General features: G+C 59.8%; 14 protein-coding genes and 2 pseudogenes. 8 read left to right on the top strand and 8 right to left on the bottom strand.

All coding sequences use genetic code 11. The annotated features are described in order from the left end of the window. Positions 1 to 18 precede the first annotated feature (18 nt). From WG899_RS04470 to panB, 3 genes are all read right to left on the bottom strand, one after another. Complete coding sequence (locus tag WG899_RS04470; protein WP_339594420.1) at positions 19 to 711, bottom strand: peptidylprolyl isomerase; 693 nt, start codon at positions 709 to 711, stop codon at positions 19 to 21. A gap of 159 nt (positions 712 to 870) precedes the next feature. Further along, positions 871 to 1,704, bottom strand: coding sequence for a pantoate--beta-alanine ligase (gene panC, locus WG899_RS04465; protein WP_339594419.1), 834 nt, complete (start codon positions 1,702 to 1,704; stop codon positions 871 to 873). Between the two features lie 49 nt (positions 1,705 to 1,753). Further along, positions 1,754 to 2,560 carry a 3-methyl-2-oxobutanoate hydroxymethyltransferase gene (gene panB, locus WG899_RS04460; RefSeq protein WP_339594418.1) on the bottom strand — a complete coding sequence of 269 codons (807 nt, stop codon included), beginning with the start codon at positions 2,558 to 2,560 and terminating at the stop codon, positions 1,754 to 1,756. A gap of 147 nt (positions 2,561 to 2,707) precedes the next feature. On the opposite strand from panB, the gene WG899_RS04455 reads away from it, so the two are divergent. The 3 genes from WG899_RS04455 to WG899_RS04445 all read left to right on the top strand — a co-directional run bounded on the left by WG899_RS04455 (position 2,708) and on the right by WG899_RS04445 (position 7,454). Beyond that, positions 2,708 to 3,628: a hydrogen peroxide-inducible genes activator gene (locus WG899_RS04455; RefSeq protein ID WP_339594417.1), complete on the top strand. Its 921-nt coding sequence runs from the start codon at positions 2,708 to 2,710 to the stop codon at positions 3,626 to 3,628. Then, positions 3,625 to 6,480, top strand: a complete 2,856-nt coding sequence (locus WG899_RS04450) for an ATP-binding protein (protein WP_339594416.1) — start codon at positions 3,625 to 3,627, stop codon at positions 6,478 to 6,480. Before WG899_RS04455 ends, WG899_RS04450 begins: the two co-directional genes overlap by 4 nt. 119 nt (positions 6,481 to 6,599) lie before the next feature. Further along, entirely contained in the window at positions 6,600 to 7,454 is an 855-nt protein-coding gene (locus tag WG899_RS04445; protein WP_339594415.1) for a methylated-DNA--[protein]-cysteine S-methyltransferase, read from the top strand. On the opposite strand, the gene WG899_RS04440 is transcribed toward WG899_RS04445, so the two are convergent. From WG899_RS04440 to WG899_RS04430, 3 genes are all read right to left on the bottom strand, one after another. Further along, entirely contained in the window at positions 7,447 to 8,487 is a 1,041-nt protein-coding gene (locus WG899_RS04440; protein ID WP_339594414.1) for a substrate-binding domain-containing protein, read from the bottom strand. The genes WG899_RS04445 and WG899_RS04440 overlap by 8 nt on opposite strands. A 72-nt stretch (positions 8,488 to 8,559) precedes the next feature. Then, positions 8,560 to 10,218 (bottom strand): ATP-binding protein, encoded by a 1,659-nt coding sequence (locus WG899_RS04435; protein ID WP_339594413.1) that lies wholly within the window; start codon positions 10,216 to 10,218, stop codon positions 8,560 to 8,562. 138 nt (positions 10,219 to 10,356) lie between these two features. Beyond that, positions 10,357 to 11,070: a hypothetical protein gene (locus WG899_RS04430; RefSeq protein WP_339594412.1), complete on the bottom strand. Its 714-nt coding sequence runs from the start codon at positions 11,068 to 11,070 to the stop codon at positions 10,357 to 10,359. 204 nt (positions 11,071 to 11,274) lie between these two features. Here WG899_RS04430 and katG point away from each other — a divergent pair, with 204 nt between their 5' ends. Beyond that, positions 11,275 to 13,473, top strand: coding sequence for a catalase/peroxidase HPI (gene katG / locus WG899_RS04425; protein ID WP_339594411.1), 2,199 nt, complete (start codon positions 11,275 to 11,277; stop codon positions 13,471 to 13,473). Between the two features lie 78 nt (positions 13,474 to 13,551). Further along, a complete protein-coding gene (locus WG899_RS04420) occupies positions 13,552 to 13,683 on the top strand; it encodes a hypothetical protein (RefSeq protein ID WP_339594410.1) in 132 nt (43 codons plus the stop codon). Positions 13,684 to 13,691: 8 nt separating this feature from the next. On the opposite strand, the gene WG899_RS04415 is transcribed toward WG899_RS04420, so the two are convergent. Next, on the bottom strand, positions 13,692 to 14,267 hold the full coding sequence (locus tag WG899_RS04415; protein WP_339594409.1) for a phosphonate degradation HD-domain oxygenase: 576 nt from the start codon (positions 14,265 to 14,267) through the stop codon (positions 13,692 to 13,694). A 115-nt stretch (positions 14,268 to 14,382) separates the two neighbouring features. Between WG899_RS04415 and WG899_RS04410 the strand changes: the two are divergent. Continuing rightward, positions 14,383 to 14,517, top strand: a pseudogene (locus WG899_RS04410) (DNA starvation/stationary phase protection protein); the annotation flags it as partial. A gap of 115 nt (positions 14,518 to 14,632) precedes the next feature. Here the strand turns inward: WG899_RS04410 and WG899_RS04405 are convergent. Next, positions 14,633 to 15,615: pseudogene (locus tag WG899_RS04405) on the bottom strand (IS3 family transposase); the annotation flags it as partial. Between the two features lie 243 nt (positions 15,616 to 15,858). Here WG899_RS04405 and WG899_RS04400 point away from each other — a divergent pair. Further along, positions 15,859 to 17,349, top strand: a complete 1,491-nt coding sequence (locus WG899_RS04400; RefSeq protein ID WP_339594408.1) for a tyrosine-type recombinase/integrase — start codon at positions 15,859 to 15,861, stop codon at positions 17,347 to 17,349. Further along, positions 17,346 to 20,936: a VPA1269 family protein gene (locus WG899_RS04395; protein WP_339594407.1), complete on the top strand. Its 3,591-nt coding sequence runs from the start codon at positions 17,346 to 17,348 to the stop codon at positions 20,934 to 20,936. The genes WG899_RS04400 and WG899_RS04395 overlap by 4 nt, the downstream gene beginning before the upstream one ends. The last annotated feature ends 1 nt before the right edge of the window (position 20,937 follow it).

Genomic DNA, 20,937 nt, shown 5'->3' with positions numbered 1-20,937 from the left:
ACTTGGCTCGCTTCCGCTTTACTTCACTTGCTGCGCCCAGTAGGTCAGCACCTCGGTGGCCGTCATATCGGCACCGTTGAACAACTGCGGCTCGGCATTGATGGCGTCAATCACGGTCAGGCCCGAAATGATGCGGCCGAACACCGCGTAGCCATTCTTGCCGGACACCGCTGCGTTGTAGTCGAGCCCCTTGTTGTCGACGGTATTGAAATAGAACTGGCTGGTGGCGGTGTCTGGCGACGCGAGGCGGGCCATGGCGATGGTGCCGCGCACATTGGACAAGCCGTTCTGGTTTTCCAGCACGATGGCGGCCTGAGTACCGGGCTTGGCCGTTCCTCCGCTGATAAAGCCCCCGCCTTGAGCCACAAAGCCCGGCACCACACGGTGGAAGATGGTGTCGCTGTAATAGTTGCTCTTCACATAGGCCAGGAAATTGGCCACGGTGATCGGCGCCTTGACGCTTTCAAGCTCAACGACGATTTCGCCCTTGCTGGTCAAGATGCAGACGACCGCGGGCATAGGACTGGCCTTGGCCGCGGCAAGACCCGCAGCGCTGCAGGTCGTCGTGGGCGCCACCGGGACTGGATTGGGCTTCGGCGTTGTCGGCGACACCGTGCCTCCATCCGAGCCGCCACCGCCGCATGCGGTCAACAGGGCCAGGGCGCCAAATGCGGCGCCGACAAACAAAGGACGAATCGTGGTCTTGAACATGGTTTTCGCTAGCAAACTGAAAAAATGACCCAAAGGGTCGCGGGGATCGTTGTTGGGGCGCTCAAGAGCGCAGCGAAGTATCTCCGCTTCTGAAGAGGCCTGGCCGCCCGCATAAGCCATCGACGGCCACGCGGGGCAGGCCACTGCTGACGCAGTCGGCTAAGCCTCGAGGTTGTCGATCAAGCGCGTCGCACCCAGCTTGGCCGCGGCCAGCGCCACCAAGGGCTGACCTTCGACGGCGGCGCCCAGGTCATGCTGGCGCCGCAGCGTCACATAGTCGGGCTGCCAGCCATGCGCGCGCAGATGTTGGATCGCCTCGGCCTCCATCTTGGCCAGATCGCGCTCACCGGCATGCCAGCGGGCAATCAGCGCCTTCAGCGTCTGACTCAGGCGCAGCGCCTCGGTTCGCTCGGCCTCGCTCAAATAAGCATTGCGCGAAGACAGCGCCAGGCCTTCGGCGCTGCGCTGCGTTTCACCGGCAATGATCTCGATCGGCAGCGCCATCTGCGCCACCATGCGGCGCAGCACCATCAGCTGTTGATAGTCCTTCTTGCCGAACAAGGCAATGGAAGGCTGGACGATATTGAACAGCTTGGCCACCACCGTGCAGACGCCAATGAAAAAGCCGGGGCGGAAATGGCCTTCCAAAATATCGGACAGCTCCGAGGGTGGGTGCAGCTTGTAGCCCTGGGTCTCGGGATAGAGCTCGCCCTCAGAAGGCGCAAACACATAGTCACAACCAGCACCGGCCAACAAACCGGCATCGCGCTCCAGCGTGCGGGGATAACGGTCAAAGTCCTCGTGCGGCGCGAACTGCAAACGGTTGACGAAGATGCTGGCGATGACCGCACCGCCCTCGCCCACCGCAACACGCCCCTGGCGCACCAAGGCCAGATGGCCGTCATGCAAGCTGCCCATGGTGGGCACAAATGCGCGTTGACTTTGGCCGACCAAGGCTTGGCGCAGCTCGGAGATGGTGTGGATGACTTGCATAGAAGGGGTCTGTTCGCGGCGCCTGAGCTGGGCTCGACGAGAAGCTCGCTCAATAACCGTGGAGTTCGTTCTGCGGGAAGGTTTGCGCCTTCACCTCGCCGACATAGCGGCGCACCGCATCTTGCACCGAGGAAGCGCTTTGCATGAAATTCTTGACGAAGCGCGGGCGGCGGCCCGGCGTCACATCCAACATATCGTGCAGTACCAGCACCTGGCCCGAGCAACCGACGCCAGCACCGATGCCGATGACCGGAATGCCCAGCGTCTGCGTCAGCTCGGCCGCCAGCGCAGACGGCACCATTTCCAGCACCAGCATCTGCGCCCCGGCGGCCACCAACTCTTGCGCTTGTTGTTTCATCAGCGCGGCGGCCGCGTCTTCGCGGCCCTGCACCTTGTAGCCGCCCAGCATGGTGACGGTCTGCGGCGTCAGGCCCAGGTGAGCGCAGACCGGAATCCCGCGCTCAACCAAGAAGCGAACCACGGGCGCCGTCCAGCCGCCGCCCTCAAGCTTGACCATATGGGCACCGGCCTTGACCAGCGCGGCCGCGCTCTTCCAGGCTTCCGCGGTCGAGGCCTGGTAACTGTCAAAGGGCAGGTCGCCGATGATCCAAGCACTCTTGCGGCCCCGCGCCACACAGCGCGTGTGATAAACCATCTCTTCCAGCGTCACCGGCACGGTGCTGCTTTGGCCTTGCAAGACATTGCCCAGCGAATCACCGACCAGCATCACATCGACGCCGGCCTCATCCAGCACGCTGGCGAAAGCGGCGTCATAGCAAGTCAGCATGGCGATCTTGTCGCCGCTGGCATGCATGTCCAGCAGGCGCTGCAGGCTCATCGGTTTACGCTCGGTCATGGTGACACCTCTCTCATCAAGTCTTTGGCCGAGGGATCAGAACCAGGCTGCCCTCCAATTTGGCCGCAGTGTAGCCGGCCCTCCCCGGGTTTGCTCTAGGGTGGGCAAACCAATGCCAAGCACAATGTGGGCTCTGGAGGAGTACGCATGACCCTGACCGAGTTGCGCTATATCGTCGCCGCGGCCCGTGAGCGGCACTTTGGCCGTGCGGCCGAAGCCTGCCATGTTTCGCAGCCCACCTTGAGCGTGGCGATCAAGAAGCTGGAAGAAGAGCTGGACCTGAAGATTTTCGAACGCGGCGCCAATGAAATCAGCGTCACACCGCTGGGCGAAGAAATCGTGCGCCAGGCGCAATCGGTGATCGAACAAGCCAACGCCATCAAGGAGATCGCCAAGCGCGGCAAGGACCCGCTGGCCGGCCCGCTGCGGCTGGGCATCATCTACACCATCGGCCCCTATTTATTGCCCGCCCTGGTCAAGGGTGTGATCGAGCATTACCCGCAGATGCCCTTGATGCTGCAGGAAAACTTCACCGTCAAATTGCTGGAAATGCTGCGCGTCGGCGAGTTGGACTGTGCCATCATGGCCGAGCCCTTCCCCGACAGCGGTCTGGCCGTGGCCCCGCTCTACGACGAGGACTTCATGATTGCCGTGCCCGCCTCCCACCCCTTCGCCACCCGCGATGCGGTCAGCGCCGAAGAACTGAAGCAAGAAACCATGCTGCTGCTGGGCGCTGGTCACTGCTTCCGTGACCAGGTGCTGGAGGTCTGCCCCGAATTCGCCCGTTTCAGCAGCGATGCCGAGGGCATACGCAAAAGCTTCGAGGGCAGCTCACTCGAAACCATCAAGCACATGGTCGCCTCCGGCATGGGCGTTACCGTGGTGCCGGCGCTGAGCGTACCCAAGGAGGCCTTGCCGCATCTGCGCTTCGTCCCCTTCAAAGCGCCGGCGCCGAGCCGCCGGGTGGTGCTGGCCTGGCGCAAGACCTTTACCCGCTACGAGGCCATCGCGGCGCTGCGCAATGCGGTCTATGGCTGTGAGCTGACCGGGGTGAAGCGCCTGTCATGAAACAGGCACCGGCCTTGTTCGCCTTGAACGCCGAGGTCGAGGCCCTGGAGGAGGAAGTCGCCAGCCTGCCCTCGCCGCAGCGCCTTCCAGCGCAAACGCGGCTGGCCTGGCTTTTGCGCGAACGCGACTGTGGCCGCGCCCTCGCCCTGGCCCAGCAGGTCGAACAAGCGCTGAGCCCCGCGGTCTGCGCGGCCCTGCCGCCCGAGCTGCTTGCTTCGCTGCGTTGGCGCCTGCAACTGACCGGCATTGAAGTCCGCCGACTGCGCGGCGAAGCGGCTCAAGATGAGGCCCTGGCCGCGATGATTCTTCAACAAGCCGAGGAGGCAGGCGACTGGATTTCGGCCGCCGATGCCTGCTGGGTTTCAGCGCTATTGACTACCGTCGGCGGCGATATGGTCCGTTGCCGCGACTTGCTTGGTCATGGCATTGAGCTGGCGGTCCGGGCCGGTGACCTGGATCGGCAATGGCTGCTGGAATGCAGCCAGGCCCGTTACGCCGGCTTGACGGACCGCTACGCCGCGGAAGCCCGATGGGGCGACCGTTTCGAGCACATCAGCGCCTCGCTCGCGCCCGCGTCGCGGCCGCTGATCGCGCTCTACGGTGCGTATCGGACCATGCGCGCCAGCAAACTGAGCGAAGCGATCCAGCGCTTTTCGACCCTGATTGAGCCGCTCATCGACGCAGGGCATGTTCGTGAGGCCATCACCGCCCAGGTCAATCTGGGCAATTCCTTCAATGAATTGAACGCCCCGGAAGCGGCGCTGGAGTGGACCGAACGCGCCCTGGATCTGGCGCGTGGACAGGGCTGGCGGCACAGCACAGGCATCTGCCAGATTCAGTTGGGCGAGACGCTGCGCCGGCTCGGACGGCTGGATTTGGCCCAGCAGCAACTGACCGAGGCGCTGCAAAGTTTTGCCGACCTGCCCCAGTCGCGCAACTACGCCATGGGTCTGAGCTATTTGGGGCGTTTGGCGCTCGATCAAGCGCAGGCGCAAGAGGCCATCGATTTTTTTGCGCGCCTGCAAGCGCTTGAGGGTTTTGCCGATCTGCAAATGATTGCGCTGCGCGGCCAAGCTCAGGCCTTGTTGCAACTGGATCAATTGGAAGAGGCCGAGCGTTTTGCGCAGCAGGCCTTGCAGTTGGCGGTTTCGCGCGGGGCGGGTGAACTGGAGGTGGAACTGGGCCTGCTGCTGGCGCGCATCGCGCAGCGCCAGCCGACCGATCGGCAAAGCCTGGCCCTGCAATACCTGGAACGCGCCCGCGAGCGCGCCAAGTCGATCGCCGGCTACCAAGACGGCGCCGATCTGCTGAATGCCTTGGCTATGGCCTATGCCGATGCAGGGCGCTACCGGGAGGCCTTTGAGGCCAGCCAGCTGGCGGCCAATTCACGCGCCCAGACGCTGGGGCGTGAGGCGGACAAGCGCCTGGCCTCGATTCAGTTGCGCAATTTGAGCGAGAGTGCGCGCGCCCAGGCCGACTACCTGGGCCAGCTGGCCGAAGCCGAGCGGCAAAAGGCCCAGCTGATGCAGCGCAATAGCGACACGCTGGAGAAACTCGGCCTGATCGGCCAGGAGCTGACCCGCCAACTCGACCTGAACTCGATCTTCTCAGCGCTCAGCCAGCACATCCCCTCCTTGCTGGATGCCCGCTCTTTCGAAATCTATCTGCTCGACACCGAGGGCCAGGGCCTGAGCTCGGTGTTCGGCCTAGAGGATGGCGTGCGCCTGCCGCCCGACCATATTGCGCTGAACGATCCCGCTTCGAACGCGGTGCGCTGCGCGCTCGAACGCAGCGAACTGTCGGTACAACTCGCGGCCGACGGCAGCGACCCCAGCCAGATCCCCGGCACCATGCGCACCCTCAGCGCGCTGTTTGCGCCACTGTTGATTGGGGATCGTCTGCTCGGCGTGGTGACGGTGCAGTCGCCGCTGGCCGATGCTTACGGCGAACATGAGCGGATGATTTTTCGCACCCTGAATGCCTACACCGCCATCGCGCTGGACAACGCCAACGCCTACCAGCGCCTGCAGCAGGCGCAAAGCCAGCTGATTGCCCAAGAGAAGCTGGCCGCCCTGGGCGCGCTGGTGGCCGGCATTGCGCATGAACTGAATACACCGCTGGGCAATAGCCTGCTGATGGCCAGCACGCTGGAGCAAAGAACCGCCGAGGTGGAGCGCGCCGCCGTTGCCAAGGCCTTGCGTCGCAGCGAGTTGGAGGCCTTCTTTGACGAGGCACGCTCGATGGCGCGGCTGATCATGCAAGGGCTGGAAACTGCCGCACGCCTGATCACCAGCTTCAAGCAAGTGGCGGTGGACCAAACGGTGGAGCAGCGCCGCGACTTTGATCTGGCCGGCATGTGCGAGCAGCTCGTCGCCACGCTGCGCGCCAGCATCCGCAAGCAGGGACACCAGATCACGCTGGACATCCCGGCCGGCATCTTGATGAACAGCTTTCCCGGCCCCTTTGGCCAAGTCTTGAGCAATCTGATCAACAACGCCATGCTGCACGGCTTCGGGGAACGACGGGGCGGCCAGATGCATTTGAGCGCCCAGCTGCTGAAGGACGGCCGCGTTGAGCTTCGCTTCGTGGACGATGGACTCGGCATCAGCCCGGCCCACGCCAAGCGCATCTTCGAGCCCTTTTTCACGACCAAGTTCGGCCAAGGCGGCAGCGGCTTGGGCCTGTCGATCAGCCACAACATCGTGAGCTCACTGCTAGGCGGCAGCCTGACGCTGGAGCCCAAGTCGGGGCCGGGCGCCTGCTTTGTGGTGAACCTGCCCCTGCAGGCGCCACTGCGGGCGGATGGGGGGGCGGCGCAAGAACCGGGTGGGCAGAGCGGCAGCGCAATTTGACAATGCGCCCATCCGCAGCTTCAGCCCCTTGCCATGCACCTCGGTCAGTTTGATCTTCAAGCCCATGCCGATAGAACGTCCGCTCTGCGGCGCCGGCCATGCCAGCAGGTAGCGCCGCAATGAAAGAGCGCTATCAACGCATTCGCGCCGCCATTGAGCGGCTCGCCGCGGCCGAGCAGGCGCCGCCCTTGCAAGCGCTGGCCGACGAGGCCGGACAGAGCCTGTTTCACTTCCAGCGCAGCTTCGTCAGCATGGCCGGCGTGACGCCCAAGGAGTTCAGCCAGGCGCTGGCCCTGCAACGCGCCAAGCAAAGCTTGGCACAGGCCGATTCGGTGATGGAGGCGGCGCTGGCAGCGGGTTTGTCTGGACCGTCGCGCCTGCATGACCTGTTCATAGGCTTGGACAGCATGACGCCGGGTGACTTCAAAAACGGTGGTGCTGGTCTGACGCTGCGCTGGGCCTGCGCCGACACCTTGCTGGGGCCGATCTGGCTGGCCGCCAGCGAGCGTGGCGTGCACTCGCTGGTGTTCAGTGACGGGCCCGCGCAGCCAATGGCCGAGGCCGCTGCCACCCTGCCGCAGGCCGAATGGCGCGAAGCCACCCAGGAACTGGCGCCCATCACCTTGGAGGTGCAGCGGCGCATCAGTGGCCTGGGCCCGAGTCGGCCGATTGGCCTGGCGCTGGCCGGCACGCCGCTGCGCCTGAAGGTTTGGCAGGCCTTGATGGCGGTACCCGAGGGTCAGGTCTTGTCCTATACCCAGCTGGCCCATCTGGCCGGCGCACCGAAGGCGGTACGGGCGGTGGCCAGCTGCGTGGCGGCCAACCCCATCGCCTATTTGATTCCCTGCCACCGGGTGATTCGCGCCAATGCCGAGTTCGGTGAGTACCGCTGGGGCCCGGCGACCAAGCGCGCGCTGCTGGGCTTGGAGTTGGCGCGCGGCACCGCCTCAGGCCGGCAAGCTGTGTCTATTTGACATCCGCGCCAAAGACCGTTTTCTTGGCCACGGGCAGCCACTGGTCGATGTTCTGGCTGGTGGCGATCAAGACCGGCACCAAAATCTGTTTGGCCGGCGGCGACGCTGCATTGCGGCTGGCAAGCAAGGCCTCGGCGGCTTGGCTGCCCATCAGCAAGGGCTGCTGCATGCCCACCGCGACCAAGGACTTGCGCCGGAGCAGGTCGACAAACTCGGGAATGCCATCGAAGGACCCCAGCAGCAAATCGCTGGAGCGCTTCAATTCACGAATCGCCTGCAAAGCACCGAGCGTGGGCTGATCGACCTCGACAAACAGGCCCCGCAGCTTGGGGTGCTGAGTCAGCAAGTCTTTAACGAAGCCATAGGTCTCTTCGGTGCTGTAGGTCTTCATCTGCCGCAGCGCCAGTTCCTTGCCGAAGCCGGCATCGCGCATCGCATCTCGAAAGCCGTTGGTGCGGTCTTGGCCGTTTTTTCGGTCCAAGGCAATCGTGCACATGGCATAGGGCTCGCCCTGCCAGCCGCGCTCCTTCATGGCCAGCGCTACGGCCTCACCCACGCCGTAAGCGCCCTTGTAGTTGTCTGATTTGACATAGGAAACATAGTCACCGCCATTGGTGCCGATATCGGCCACCACCACCGGCACCCTCGCCTTGCTGGCCAGGTCCAGCACATCGACAGCCGACTTGCTGCTGGTGGGCGAGATCACCAAACCCGCCACACCTCTCGCCAGCGCAGCCTGTGCGTTTTGCAACTGCAGGGCGTCGCTATTGCGGCTGTCCATGACCTGAAAGCCATGCCCCCGGGCTTCCACAAACTGCTGGACGCCCTGACCCAGGGTGCGCCAAAAAGGCAGATCCAAACCCGGCGTCAGGTACACCACTTGCGGCGCCGCGGCCTGCGCGGATTGCAGACCCAAAGCCCCCAAGGCGACACCGGCCAAGGGCGCCAGCACTAAGCCACGGCGAATGGTCTGCGGTTTTTGTTCCTGAAGTTTGCGTTCGTCCATCAGCGTCCCCTTGATTTCTCGCTTCATGGCGGTCTTGGTCTGAGACGATATCCCGAGGCTCAATCCCGTTCAGACATGCACATCTTGGCCCAGCCGTCCTCAGCTGTCTATCGTCTCCAGCGGCAGCAAGAGGGTGACGGTACAACCCTGGCCGGGCGCGCTGTCGACGCGGATCTTGCCGGCCAAAACACTGGTGACGATATTGAAGGCGATATGCAGCCCAAGGCCGGAACCGCCACTGCCCAGCCGGGTCGTGAAAAAGGGTTCAAACACACGGTGCAGATGTGCCGGATCAATCCCCCGCCCGTTGTCCTGCACCGTCAGTTCAAGGTGACCGGCGTCTTTCATTGAAGCGGAGATGCGGATCAGGCCTTCATCGCGATCTTCAAAGCCATGGCGAATGGCGTTATTGATCAAATTGCTGAGCACCTGACCCAAGGGGCCGGGGTAGCTGAGCATCCGGATTTCAGGAGGAATCTGCTGCTCCAGCTGAAAAGCGCCGGCTTTCAAGGAGGGCTGCAGCGTCAAACAAACCTCGTTGACCACATCAGCCAGCGCAAAGCGCCGCTTTTGCGCGTTCTGGCGATCAACCGCCAGTTGCTTGAAGCTAACGATCAGTTCCGATGCACGCGACAGATTACGCAGCAAGATATCGCCTGCGGTTTCCACCTCGTTCAGGTAGCGCACCAAGCCGCTGCGCGTCAGGCTCTGCAAACCGTTGCGTTCGAAGTTGCTGGTTTTATCGACGATGGTGCTGGCGGCCAACAAGCTGTTGCCAATCGGCGTATTCAGCTCATGGGCGATGCCCGCCACCAAGGCGCCCAATGCCGCCAGCTTTTCCTGCGCCACCAGTTCGCTCTGGGTCAGGCGCAGGGTCTCAATCAACTGGACCAGTTCCGCATTGGCTTGCTGCACCGCTTCATCTCGTTCGATCAGCTTGCCACGCATCAACTTCATCGCATAGAGCAGGCTGCTCGCATCGCTGTGATGCACCGCCACGTCCACACGCAAATTGCCAGCGGCGATGCTGCGGGCGATTTCGGCCGCGTACTCCGGTTCACCGCCCAACTTGGCCAGCAAGGAGCGCGTGATCGAGACCGTCACCAGCACGCTGAGCACAAGCGCCAAGGCGGCAATTGAAAGTATCCAATTGCGCGAGCTGATGTAGGCGCGTTCCACTTCTTGACTGGCCGTCACCATGCGTTCGCTTTGAAAGCGCCGGAGCTGCTCCAACAGTTCGAAATAGGTGTTTTGGTAGCCGTGCAGATCCACCACCAGCAGGTTGCGCGCCTCGCCCATGCGCTGGCTGCCGATCAGTTGGATGAAGTCGTCCTGGTTGATGACATAGGCCGAATGCACCACGCGGATCTTGTCCATCAAGTCCAGCGCCACCGGCTCGCGGACACTTTGCTTGAGCTCGACCAAGGTCTGCGCCATCCGCTCCTTTGCCGCAGAGATATCGCGCACTTGCTCCGCGACCTGCTCGTCTTCGGCCAAGATCAGCGCGTTGCGCATAGCGCGCGCAATCAGGCCCAACTCCTGCGTCAGCTGGTTCACCAGCAGGGTCTTGGGGTAGCGGTCGTTCAGCGCCTCTCCGGTGGTCTCACTCAGGGTCTTGAGCTGAAAGACAGCCGTCGCCATGGTCAGCACCAGCAAGAGAATCACCGCGCCATAGCTGAGGGCCAAGCGATGGCCAATCTTCAAACTGAGGGGCCGCAAACGCCAGCCATTCAGCAAGCTTTGAAGGAAGGATTTCAAGCGCAAAGCTCTGGTTGCATGGTTTACCCAAGAAACAGCAGGATCGACGATGGGATTCAGTCTACATGCCTCAATGCAGCCGATAGCGCTGCGGCCTTGCGCCTGGTCAAAAGCGCTCAGCAAGACCCTTCAAAACCCCTAGCGACTTGGCCGCCGCCAGGCTCGACGCAAAGCCAAGGCACTGAGTGCCAGTCCGCTGGCGACCAAGAGCAGGGCTGCGGCCGCGGCGGCGCGCAGCAGGCTGTTGTTGAAGTCTTCTCCGCCGCGGTAATCCATCAGGTGCAAGCGCCAGAAGAAGTCGTACAGCACCCAGGCTTCGTTGCGCACGGTCAGAAACTCGCCGCTGCGGCCGTCGAAGTAAAAGCGGGTTTTGAAGCGATCATCGAACTGGGCTAGCCAGAGGTCTCGCTTCTCGCCCAGCTCATGCACCAAGCCCAAGCGAGTCGGCACTTGCTCGATCCGGCTGACGCCGCTCAAGGCCCCCTCGCCCTTGTAAAGCGACCGGGCAAAAGCCTCGATGGCGGCGGTGTCCGCGAGCGGCAGCGCCTTTCCGTCGGCGCCCAGCAGCCAATCGCCTTCTGCAAAGTGCAGTTTCAAGGCCGGCCCGTGGGCCGTGGCCACGCTTTGCATGCCCAGCAAATGGCCCTTGTCGCTGGGCATGGCCGGCAAGCTTTGGGCCCACTGACTGGGCCAGACTTGATGCGGCTTGTTCAAGACATCGCCGCCCTTGACCCAGGCCTGAAAAGGCATCCAAGAGAACAAGAGCCCGCCGACGATCCAGGCCAGCACCTGCAAGGCCACGAGGTAGCCCAGCCAGCGGTGCCAACGAAACAGAAAAGGACTCCAGCGCATGGTTCGGGCTCTGAAAAGTGATGGGGAGCTTGCCGCCTGCACCGGCAACGCCGTGCTTGCAGAACCGGGGGATTGTGCGTCTAGGCCTGCGGGCCCAAGCTTTTGACTATTCAATCATTAAAACTATTTAATTGGCATTATTGATAGAACAAATCTAAAGTCCTTCCATCCCAGCCAGCCACCCACCTCAGGAGAGAGCGAATCATGTCCAACGAAGCCAAGTGCCCCTTCCACCACGCCGCCGGCAGCGGCCTCAGCAAAGGCGACAGCACCAGCAACCGCGACTGGTGGCCGAACCAGCTCAATCTCAAGGTCTTGCATCAGCATTCCCAGCTGTCCGACCCAATGGACCCGGATTTCGACTACGCCAAGGCTTTCAAGAGCCTGGACTACGCGGCGCTGAAAGCCGATCTGCGCGCCCTGATGACCGACTCGGAAGACTGGTGGCCGGCCGACTTTGGCCACTACGGCCCGCTCTTTGTGCGCATGGCCTGGCACAGCGCCGGCACCTACCGCACCGGCGACGGCCGTGGCGGCGCCGGCACCGGTCAGCAGCGCTTTGCGCCGCTGAACAGCTGGCCCGATAACGGCAATCTGGACAAAGCCCGCCGCCTGCTCTGGCCCATCAAGCAAAAGTACGGCCGTGCCATTTCCTGGGCCGATTTGATGATTCTGGCCGGCAATGTCGCGCTGGAAGACATGGGCTTCAAGACCTTTGGCTTTGCCGGCGGCCGCGCCGATGTCTGGGAGCCCGAGGAAGACGTGAACTGGGGCGCCGAGAAGAAATGGCTGGACGACCAGCGCTACAGCAAGGAACCGGGCACCCGCGAGCTGGAGAACCCACTGGCCGCCGTGCAAATGGGCCTGATCTATGTGAACCCGGAGGGCCCGAACGGCAACCCGGACCCGATCGCCGCCGCCCGCGACATCCGCGAGACCTTTGCCCGCATGGCCATGGACGACGAAGAAACCGTCGCCCTGATTGCCGGCGGCCACAGCTTCGGCAAGACCCATGGTGCTGGCGACGCCAAGCATGTGGGCGTAGAACCCGAAGGCGCCAGCATCGAGGAGCAAGGCCTGGGCTGGACCAGCAGCTTCCGCAGCGGCAAGGGCGCCGACGCCATCACCAGCGGCCTGGAAGTCACCTGGACCAGCACCCCCACGCAATGGAGCAATAACTTCTTCGAGAACCTGTTCGGCTATGAATGGGAGTTGAGCAAGAGCCCGGCCGGCGCCCACCAGTGGGTGGCCAAGAACGCGCAGGCCACCATCCCCGACGCATTTGACGCCGCCAAGCGCCAGCTGCCGACCATGTTGACCACCGACTTGTCGCTGCGCATGGACCCGGCTTATGAAGCGATCTCTCGCCGCTTCCTGGCCCACCCGGAGCAATTCGCCGACGCCTTTGCACGCGCCTGGTTCAAGCTGACGCACCGCGATATGGGCCCGCGCGCCCGCTACCTCGGCCCCGAAGTGCCGGCCGAAGAACTGCTGTGGCAAGACCCCTTGCCGGCCGCCAGCGGCACGCCCATCGATGCGCAAGACATCGCCGCCTTGAAGGCGCAAATTCAAGCCAGCGGCTTGACGGTGTCGCAGATGGTGTCCACCGCCTGGGCCTCGGCCTCGACCTTCCGCGGCTCGGACAAGCGCGGCGGCGCCAACGGCGCCCGCATCCGCCTGGCCCCGCAAAAAGACTGGGCGGTGAATCGCCCGGCCCAGCTGGCCGAGGTCTTGCAAAAGCTGGAGCAGATCCAAGCCAGCTTCAAGGCGCAGCAACCGGCCAAGGCGCTGTCGCTGGCGGACTTGATCGTCTTGGCCGGTGGCGTGGGTGTGGAGATGGCGGCGCACAAGGCCGGTCACCGCATCGCCGTGCCCTTCACACCGGGCCGCACCGACGCCTCGCAAGCGCAGACCGATGTGGCCTCCTTCGCCGTGCTGGAGCCGATTGCCGATGGCTTCCGCAACTATCGCAAAGGGCGCTACACCGTGGCCACCGAGGCCTTGCTGGTCGACAAAGCCCAGCTGCTGACGCTGAGCGCGCCGGAGATGACGGTGCTGGTGGGCGGCCTGCGGGTCTTGGACATCAATGCCGATGACTCCCAGCACGGTGTCTGGACCGAGCGGCCGCAGACCCTGAGCGCGGACTTCTTCGTCAAGCTGCTGGACATGGGCACGGCCTGGAAGGCCGTGGACCGCGAACAAGAGCTCTTCGAAGGCCGCGACCGCAAGACCGGCGCCCTGCGCGGCACGGCAACGCGGGCCGACCTGGTGTTCGGCTCCAACTCGCAGCTGCGCGCCATTGCCGAGGTCTACGGCAGTGCCGACAGTGAGGCCAAGTTCGTGGCCGACTTCGTCGCCGCCTGGACCAAGGTGATGAATCTGGACCGCTTCGATCTCGCCTGAGTTTGAAGCTGGCCTGGGCCGGTGGCTGGACCACCGCGCTCAGGCCTTGTTGATCAGTCTGAAGAAAGACCTCGCACCATGCAAACAACGCAAATACAGAGCCTCCACAAGCCCCGCTGGCAGCTGGCCCTTGGCCTCTTGATCACCGGGTCCGGCAGCGCCTTGCTGGCCCAAGACCTGAGCCAATGGATGCATCACAACGTGTTCTGAGGGCTGCTTCAGCCCCGCTCGCTGGCGGCTTCCAAACGGCAGCGAGCCATCAACAGCTCCAACTCGGCCAAGACCTGCTCGCTGGCCGGCCAGGACAGCTCGCCGTCCTTGGCTAGATCGTCCCAGACGCGCAAGCGCTGGGCCTCGCGCGCAGCCGGCAGCGCCGCAAATTGCGCGCATTCCTCGTCCGTCATCGGGCCGCCTTGCAAAGCCAAGCTGCGCACCGAGTCGGCTGACAAGCTCTCGGCATAGCCAGGCTTTTGGCTCACCAGATAACGCTTGGCCGGCACATGCAGGCGCACCGGCTCGGCCACCGCCGGGCCAAACAAGGGCAGCAAAACACGGGCGGCCAGTTCCTCGTGCGCATCGTCGATGCCGCGCTCGGTCGGCGAGCCTTCCAAATCGGTCATCAAATGGCCGACATCATGCAGCCAAGCCGCCAACTGCAGGGCCTCGGTGGCCCCGGCCTGACGCGCCAAACGCGCGCATTGCCAGGCATGCTGAAGCTGCGTCACCGGCTCGCCGTCGTAGGCCAGCGCTCCGCGGCGCTCGAAGAGTTGCAAAAGAAATTGATTGGTCATCATGGCGGCATCGTTCCAGCGCACCATTGTGCAAGCGGCAGGTGTCGAGCGCATGTCGGTCTATAGTGATCGCACTCTCTCTGCTCGCAGCACTGCGTCCACTTTTTCAGGAGTCCTCATGGCCAAGAAGACCAGCAAATCCACTGCCACCCCCAGCAGCATCAATATCGGCATCAGCGACAAAGACCGCGCCGCCACGGCCGAGGGCCTGTCCAAGCTGCTGGCCGACACCTACACGCTCTATCTGACCACCCCTATTGCACCCAAGTAAGGCCTACCGATTGTCATTCACTGGTGGTTCGTACGAATCAGAGGTGGATCCGTTTGTTTGAACACAAATCGCTGATCGATAAGTGGAGCCGGTCCGCTCAAGCTGCCTGTTGAATCGCCGGCAGCGACGCGAAGTAAAAGTCATCCGGGGTTTTCTTGCCAAGCGAGGAATGAGGTCGGCGCGTGTTGTAGAACTCGATGAAGCGCCCGATCCGCTGTCGCGCATCGCTGACCGACTCGTACGCTTGCAGGTAGTCCTCCTCGTACTTGATCGTGCGCCACAGCCGCTCGACGAAGACTTTGTCCCGCCAGGCCCCGCGGCCATCCATGCTGATGGCCACGCCGCGGTTCTTCAGCACGTCGGTGAAGGCCACGCTGGTGAACTGGCTGCCCTGGTCGGTGTTGAAGATCTCGGGCTTGCCGTGCCGCGCAAACGCCTCTTCGAGTGCGTCCAGGCAGAACGCCGTGTCCATGCTGATCGAGACGCGGTGCGCGAGCACGCGCCGGCTGGCCCAGTCCACCACCGCCGCCAGGTAGACCCAGCCCCGGGCCATCGGGATGTAAGTGATGTCCATCGCCCAGACCTCGTTGGCCCGCTCGATCTTCTTGCCTCGCAGCAGGTATGGATACACCGTATGGCCGAGGTGCTTCTTGCTCGTGTTGGGCTTGCGGTACAGCGCCTGGATGCCCATCTTGTCCATCAGCGTGACCACATGCCTGCGGCCGACTTTGAAGCCTTCCCGTTGCAGCATGTCGCGTAGCATCCGGGCGCCCGCGAACGGGTGCTCCAAGTGCAGCCCATTAATGCGCCGCATCAGCGCTTGATCGGCCGCTGACGCCGTTCGAGGCACGTAGTAGGCGCTGCCCCTGGCGATGTTCAGCTACTCGGCTTGGCGCTAGATGCTCAGTTCGTGATCCGGCTTGATCATCTCTTTGCGCTCAGCACTCCGGCCTTGCCGAGCGCGCCTGCCAAAAAATCTAACTCCAATGCTTGCTGGCCAATCTTGGCGTGCAACTCCTTGAGATCGGCCTTGGGCTCTTCAGCCTGCTCGGCGCCGAACACGCCGGCCGCGCGTTGAACCTCGGACGTCGTTTTTCCTCTGATGCGGCATCACTCCGCAAGGTCACGTAGCTAAGGTTTGGTTGAATACTGAAGGCAGCCCAAAAAATACAAAAGCCGTTCAATTGCATGTGATCCACGTCTGCGCAAAACTGTTTGGAACTTCACTATTCCAATGACCCGCGTTCGGTCCAAAGTGCACAAGCGGGTCATGTTCCGCACGGTTGTCACATGGGCCGCGCTCAGGTTCAGTCAGACGCCAATATGAATGTTAATGCATGGCGAATTGTCTATGTGTATCTAAAGGAACTTCCGCATGTGAAGTTCCCGTTGGCCTTCCTGGACGGACGGGCTAGCTTCGTTGTCAACCATTGGGTCTTCGACATGATCCGCAGAGGTGTGGGCTTGTCGTTGCTAAACGAACGCCTGCGAGCTGTTCTTCACTTGTACTCGTTCTATGTCGCAAAACATCGGGCTGTGGACCTTGATGAAACACAAAGTTCTCAGCTCGTCCTCGACTTCTTAAATGCAAAAAAGTGCGGGACAGGCACGAGCGAATTTCCTGAGGTGGTCGCACTTGGGTGGAAACCTCTCAAGTACAGGTCTTTCAAGCGCTACGTTACAGCGCTTGAAGCTTGGGATAAGTGGCAATCAGCTTTCCACAAGGGTCCTCGACTAACAAGCACCGAACAACGTCTCATGACGGCTTGGGAGCAGTATTCCGATTTTCTTCGACGAAAAAACTGGGATCCGCTCCTTCACCTGTTTCCCGCCAAGACTAAAACAAAGAAGTCATCCAACCTCGAGCTCATCGTCTATCACCGCCGCCTCTCGGTCAAGGGCAAAGAAATACCGAAATGTTTTCCGCCAGACTTGTTTGTCGAACTCGTCGAGGGCAGCAAGAGCAGCCGGGACAAGCTGCTATGGCTAGAGCTCTTTGGGCTTGGGCTGCGTGAATCTGAGCCTCTGCACCACTTCCTGCAGGACGTGCACGGCGTTACTCCGGCTGGCGAGGCGCTTGTTCGGCTTGACGACCCTGAGGTCGGCCAATGGGAGTGGGCCAACGGTGCTGGCCGCCTGATCCGGGGGACTAGGACAGAGTACCTCCGCACACAGTGGGAAAACTCTGATCTTGAAACAAGCTACCCCGACTTGGTCAATCTAGCGCCAAGGACCCAATACGTTTGCCATGGCCAAATGCGTGCGGGGTTCAAGGGCATGACCTTTCATACAGATGACTCGATCAGCCCAAGCAATTGGGGTCACGAAGGAATCTGGATAGCTCCGCCCGTCGGCCGCTATTTTTTGGCAACGTTCAAAGAGTATGTTGAGGAGCATTTTCACGGGCGCCCTAGGCGTTGGCCATACCACCCATGGCTGTACATCAAACTCGACCGAAAGGATTACGGGCTCCCGATGACGATTCCCGCCTTAAGAAAGGCTTGGAATCGTGCATTGAGACGGCTGGGCCTCGCTGGATCAGATCTTGGGCCACATTCCTTACGCCACTTGGCTGGCTACTTTTGTGCTAACCAACTTGGCCTATCAATAGAAAAAACGATGCTGCTTCTCCGACATGCAAAGTCAGAAAGCACGGAGAAATACTATCACCTTAGCAAGAACGAAGTACGTACTGCAATTGCAAAGGCAGCTACCACACAAAGCGGCCACCACATTACCGACTTTTTGTTAATGCCGGAGGCAAAGCGCATCAAGTTTCCTGCGCATTGGGATGGCAGGGTGGAATCACGTTGAAAGCACCTGTCAGAAAAGGGTGTGAGGAGTTACCCACAACCGTCTCACCAAATGTAGGAGAACTCAAAACTGAAAAAGGCTTCTGGTCTGGCAAGACGATCTATTGGAATCCAGGCTCATCTATTGTTGTCCTCAAATCTGATTTAATGCCAAGGCATTTTGCGGATTTGGCGAGAAATTTGTACTTAGATAATTTAAGCGCGGGTATTTCCGAAAGACTCGACCACTGCCGAAAACAGCAGATCCTTCCGTTGTGTGATTTCATGCGAGAGTCAAAGACCTTTCGCAATACCTTCACGCCCAGCAGGCTGAGTGCGTTTGACGGCCAAGAGTTCATTGGGCCATTCAAAAAGAAACGCTGGCTTCCAATATCGGAGTGGCTGAAATCTAATCTAAAAACGGATGCAGAGAGAGAAACTTACTTGATAGAAGTGATGCGTGATTCGATGATCAACGGTAGAGGGGTATTGAACAATGTACACAGGCTGAATGTCTCATTTCTCCATTTTGGAATGCCGGATTTCGCCAAAGCCCTTGAATCATTTCAAACCGTTGAAGCAATGCTTTGCGCATTAGGAACGATACGTCAATTTAGCTGGAACTACTTTAAGCACGATTTCAATTGGGCGCACCAAAACAATAGGCAATGCATTCGGGTTTACAAAGATCTAGATTTCCCATTCGCAAAAATGTTAACGCCTGAGGATGCTCAATGGGCCCTTGGCTTTTCAAATGCAGCCAATCTCTTTCTAGTCTCGTGTGTCCGAGAAGGTTTCGTTCTGCTTCCATCCCACTACACCAATCTTGTCTCTTCGTGCCGTCTGATTCACCCAACCTGGAATTGGGATGCGGTTCCGCCATTGGCGACGCAACTTCTTCAGTCAGTACTCTGTTCCACTTCAGTAAAAAATATTGAGGACCTCCCCAACAATCCTCACGAATGGCTGAATGGGATCAAGGCGAAGTCAAATATGCAGCGTGTCTTCATGCCGCAAATTGAACTACATCAACGACTAAACCCCAGCCTACCGAGATGGCCTTTAGCCAATCTCAATAGGTCAAAACAGTTGGCCATAAGCAGAACTGCGAAGGATGATGCTGATCTCCTTGAGGCCGAATATGGCGAGGTATGGGCCGAGTTCTGCCGGGTTTATGAGATGGCTTCGGAGGTAGGTCCAACAGACCGCCGCATCGCTCTTAGGGCAATACTGCCCTGGGTGAAATTGAGGGGCTTCCGATCACCTGAACAGGTCATGCCACGAGATCTGCATGACCCATTACGGCCGTCCAACAGTGAATCATTTAAGGCGCATCTTGAGATTAACTCAAACTTCGCAACCGCGGGCGAGACTCGGTCACTTGGACCAACTTGGAATGCCGCAGCGCGGGCGTTTCTTTTGGTAAGTAACCACCTGAAAATAAGCCCGAGCGAAAAAATGAAGGGTTTTTCAAACCCGTTCGAACCACATGAAATGCCATTTGAGAAGGGCAAGCGGAGTAAAACAAAAAGAAAGAGGCTGCCAACGGATATTCACGAGGCGATCATTGAAATTCTTATGGACGCTGACGAAAGCGGTAAGCCGACCTACAGGTGGGCAATGAGCGCGTTTCCAGACACGTTTGATTGGTTCAACCCCGCTTCAGGAACACTGGAAAGGGTGCAATGTCCGTCCCGCTGCGCCGCACTTTCCCTTCTGCTATGCCTTCCATTTCGGGGTAAGCAAGTTCAATGGCTTGACAGAGGGCTAATGGATTCCATGAGATGGAACCAAAATGTGTCGGCTATGGTCGTCAACGAGCACCCGCTTAGGAATTTCAGGTATTCCGATGGCAGGACACAGGAGGAACTATATGGCCGACCAAGTGGCGTTCTGCAAGTCATGGGAGATGAGATCGGCGCGGAAGGTGGAACAGTCGGAATATTCGTCAATACGAACAAGACTGCAATGTGGAATCCGGAAAACAAAAGGGGTTATGAGGTGCCGTGGCCTATGCCCGCGCTTGATCCCGCAAATAAGCCGAATGTTGGCTCTTGGATTTCTCGACCCTACCAGATTATCTGGGCGCAGAATTCATGGATAGAAAAGTATTTGCCAATGCCAACGCCGGTTTCATTTGTCGACTCAGCCTCTGAGCGCGGGAAAATTCATGAGCGATACCTGAGCAGTATCCCAAGCTTCTGCCCGCTCTTTGCCGATTTGTCTGAGCGATCTTACAAGCACGGCGACGCACTCACTCATATATATTTGCCAGTTTCGAAGGCAAAATTAACTCGACTATTCAATTCGATATGCGTCGAAGTGGAGCGGAGATATGCGGAGGAAGGCAAAATAATATCAATTACAAGACCAGATTCTTCCGATACGGCCTATCAAGGCCGCAGCGCCATATTTGATATCCATGCTTTACGTGTGAGCGGGATCTCGCGTTTAATTGAACTTGGCATTCCAGTCGCAATAGTGCAAGAGTTTATTGTTGGTCACGCAACAGCTGTAATGACGCTCTACTACAACAAGGTTCTTACGGCTACTGCTCGGCAAGAAATTATGGCAGGCCTTCAAGCCGATGTTGGTGATTGGAAATATCGCAAGGAAGAGCTCTCGAAGAGGGCTGAATTGTGGTCATTTAACGTGCGGTGGGCCAAATATCGTCCTGCTGATCAAATGGCTGATTTTGCTAGTTGGAAATCAGTTCCTGGTGGAATATGTCCTGTCGGAGGGCTAGGGTGTGAAGAAGGGGGGATCCTAGATGACGACGCCGCATCGGGAAAAGAGACATTTGTTCCTGTAGTAGGGGGATGCGGAAACTGTAGATTCTTCTCAACAGGCCCTGCATTTCTCATTCACCAAAGTCAAGCACTGAATGAGATAATGCTTGAACTCAGGCTGCATGGTAAGCAGCGGGCTACGCTTATCGAAAAAAGATCAGAATTGTCATGGTCAGACACCCCAGAGCTGGGTCAACGACAACGTGAGTTGCTCGCGAGACAAATTGCCGAACTGAGTGAAGCAGTTGCAGATATTGACGTAAAGCTTGAGCCACTAGTCTTAGAGTGGATAAATAGACTGAGGATGTTTGAAGATTCGAAGGCAAAAATAGCCGTGTGGCGCGAGAATTCCCCCCAAGAAAGTACGAATCGAGCTACATCTCTCGAACATCTCTATGCTGATAAATTGCCCGTGGAGATTGATATCAGACTTGAGAAGGCAGGTGAATTTTCCTTAGTCCAAAATATCCTAGAAGGGGCTGTTGCCCGCGGCGGGCTTCATCATGCGTCGTCTTTGTCAAAAGAGCGATGTGCCGCGTTTATGGACCGAGTGTTGCGCTCTGGTGGCTCTCGCCGTTTATTAATTGACATTCAGGATGAAAAGACGCGATACGTTGTAGCTCATAAGTTTGCAAATGTGGCCAGCTCAATATTTGGCTCAGCAAGCATTGACGATCATTTGGCTAGCGGCGCACCTCTACATAGCTCTCGAGAGGATAAGGAAGCATTTATCGAATGGGCATCCACGCTACTTTGCTCCCAAGATTCAGCGTCGATATCGACGAAACGTCTGAACTCTAGTGGCGAGGTAAAACACTGAA

It is taken from the genome of Paucibacter hankyongi (genome assembly GCF_037482915.1).
Classification (GTDB): Bacteria; Pseudomonadota; Gammaproteobacteria; order Burkholderiales; family Burkholderiaceae_C; genus Paucibacter_A; species Paucibacter_A hankyongi.
This window is presented reverse-complemented; position numbering and strand designations above follow the sequence as displayed.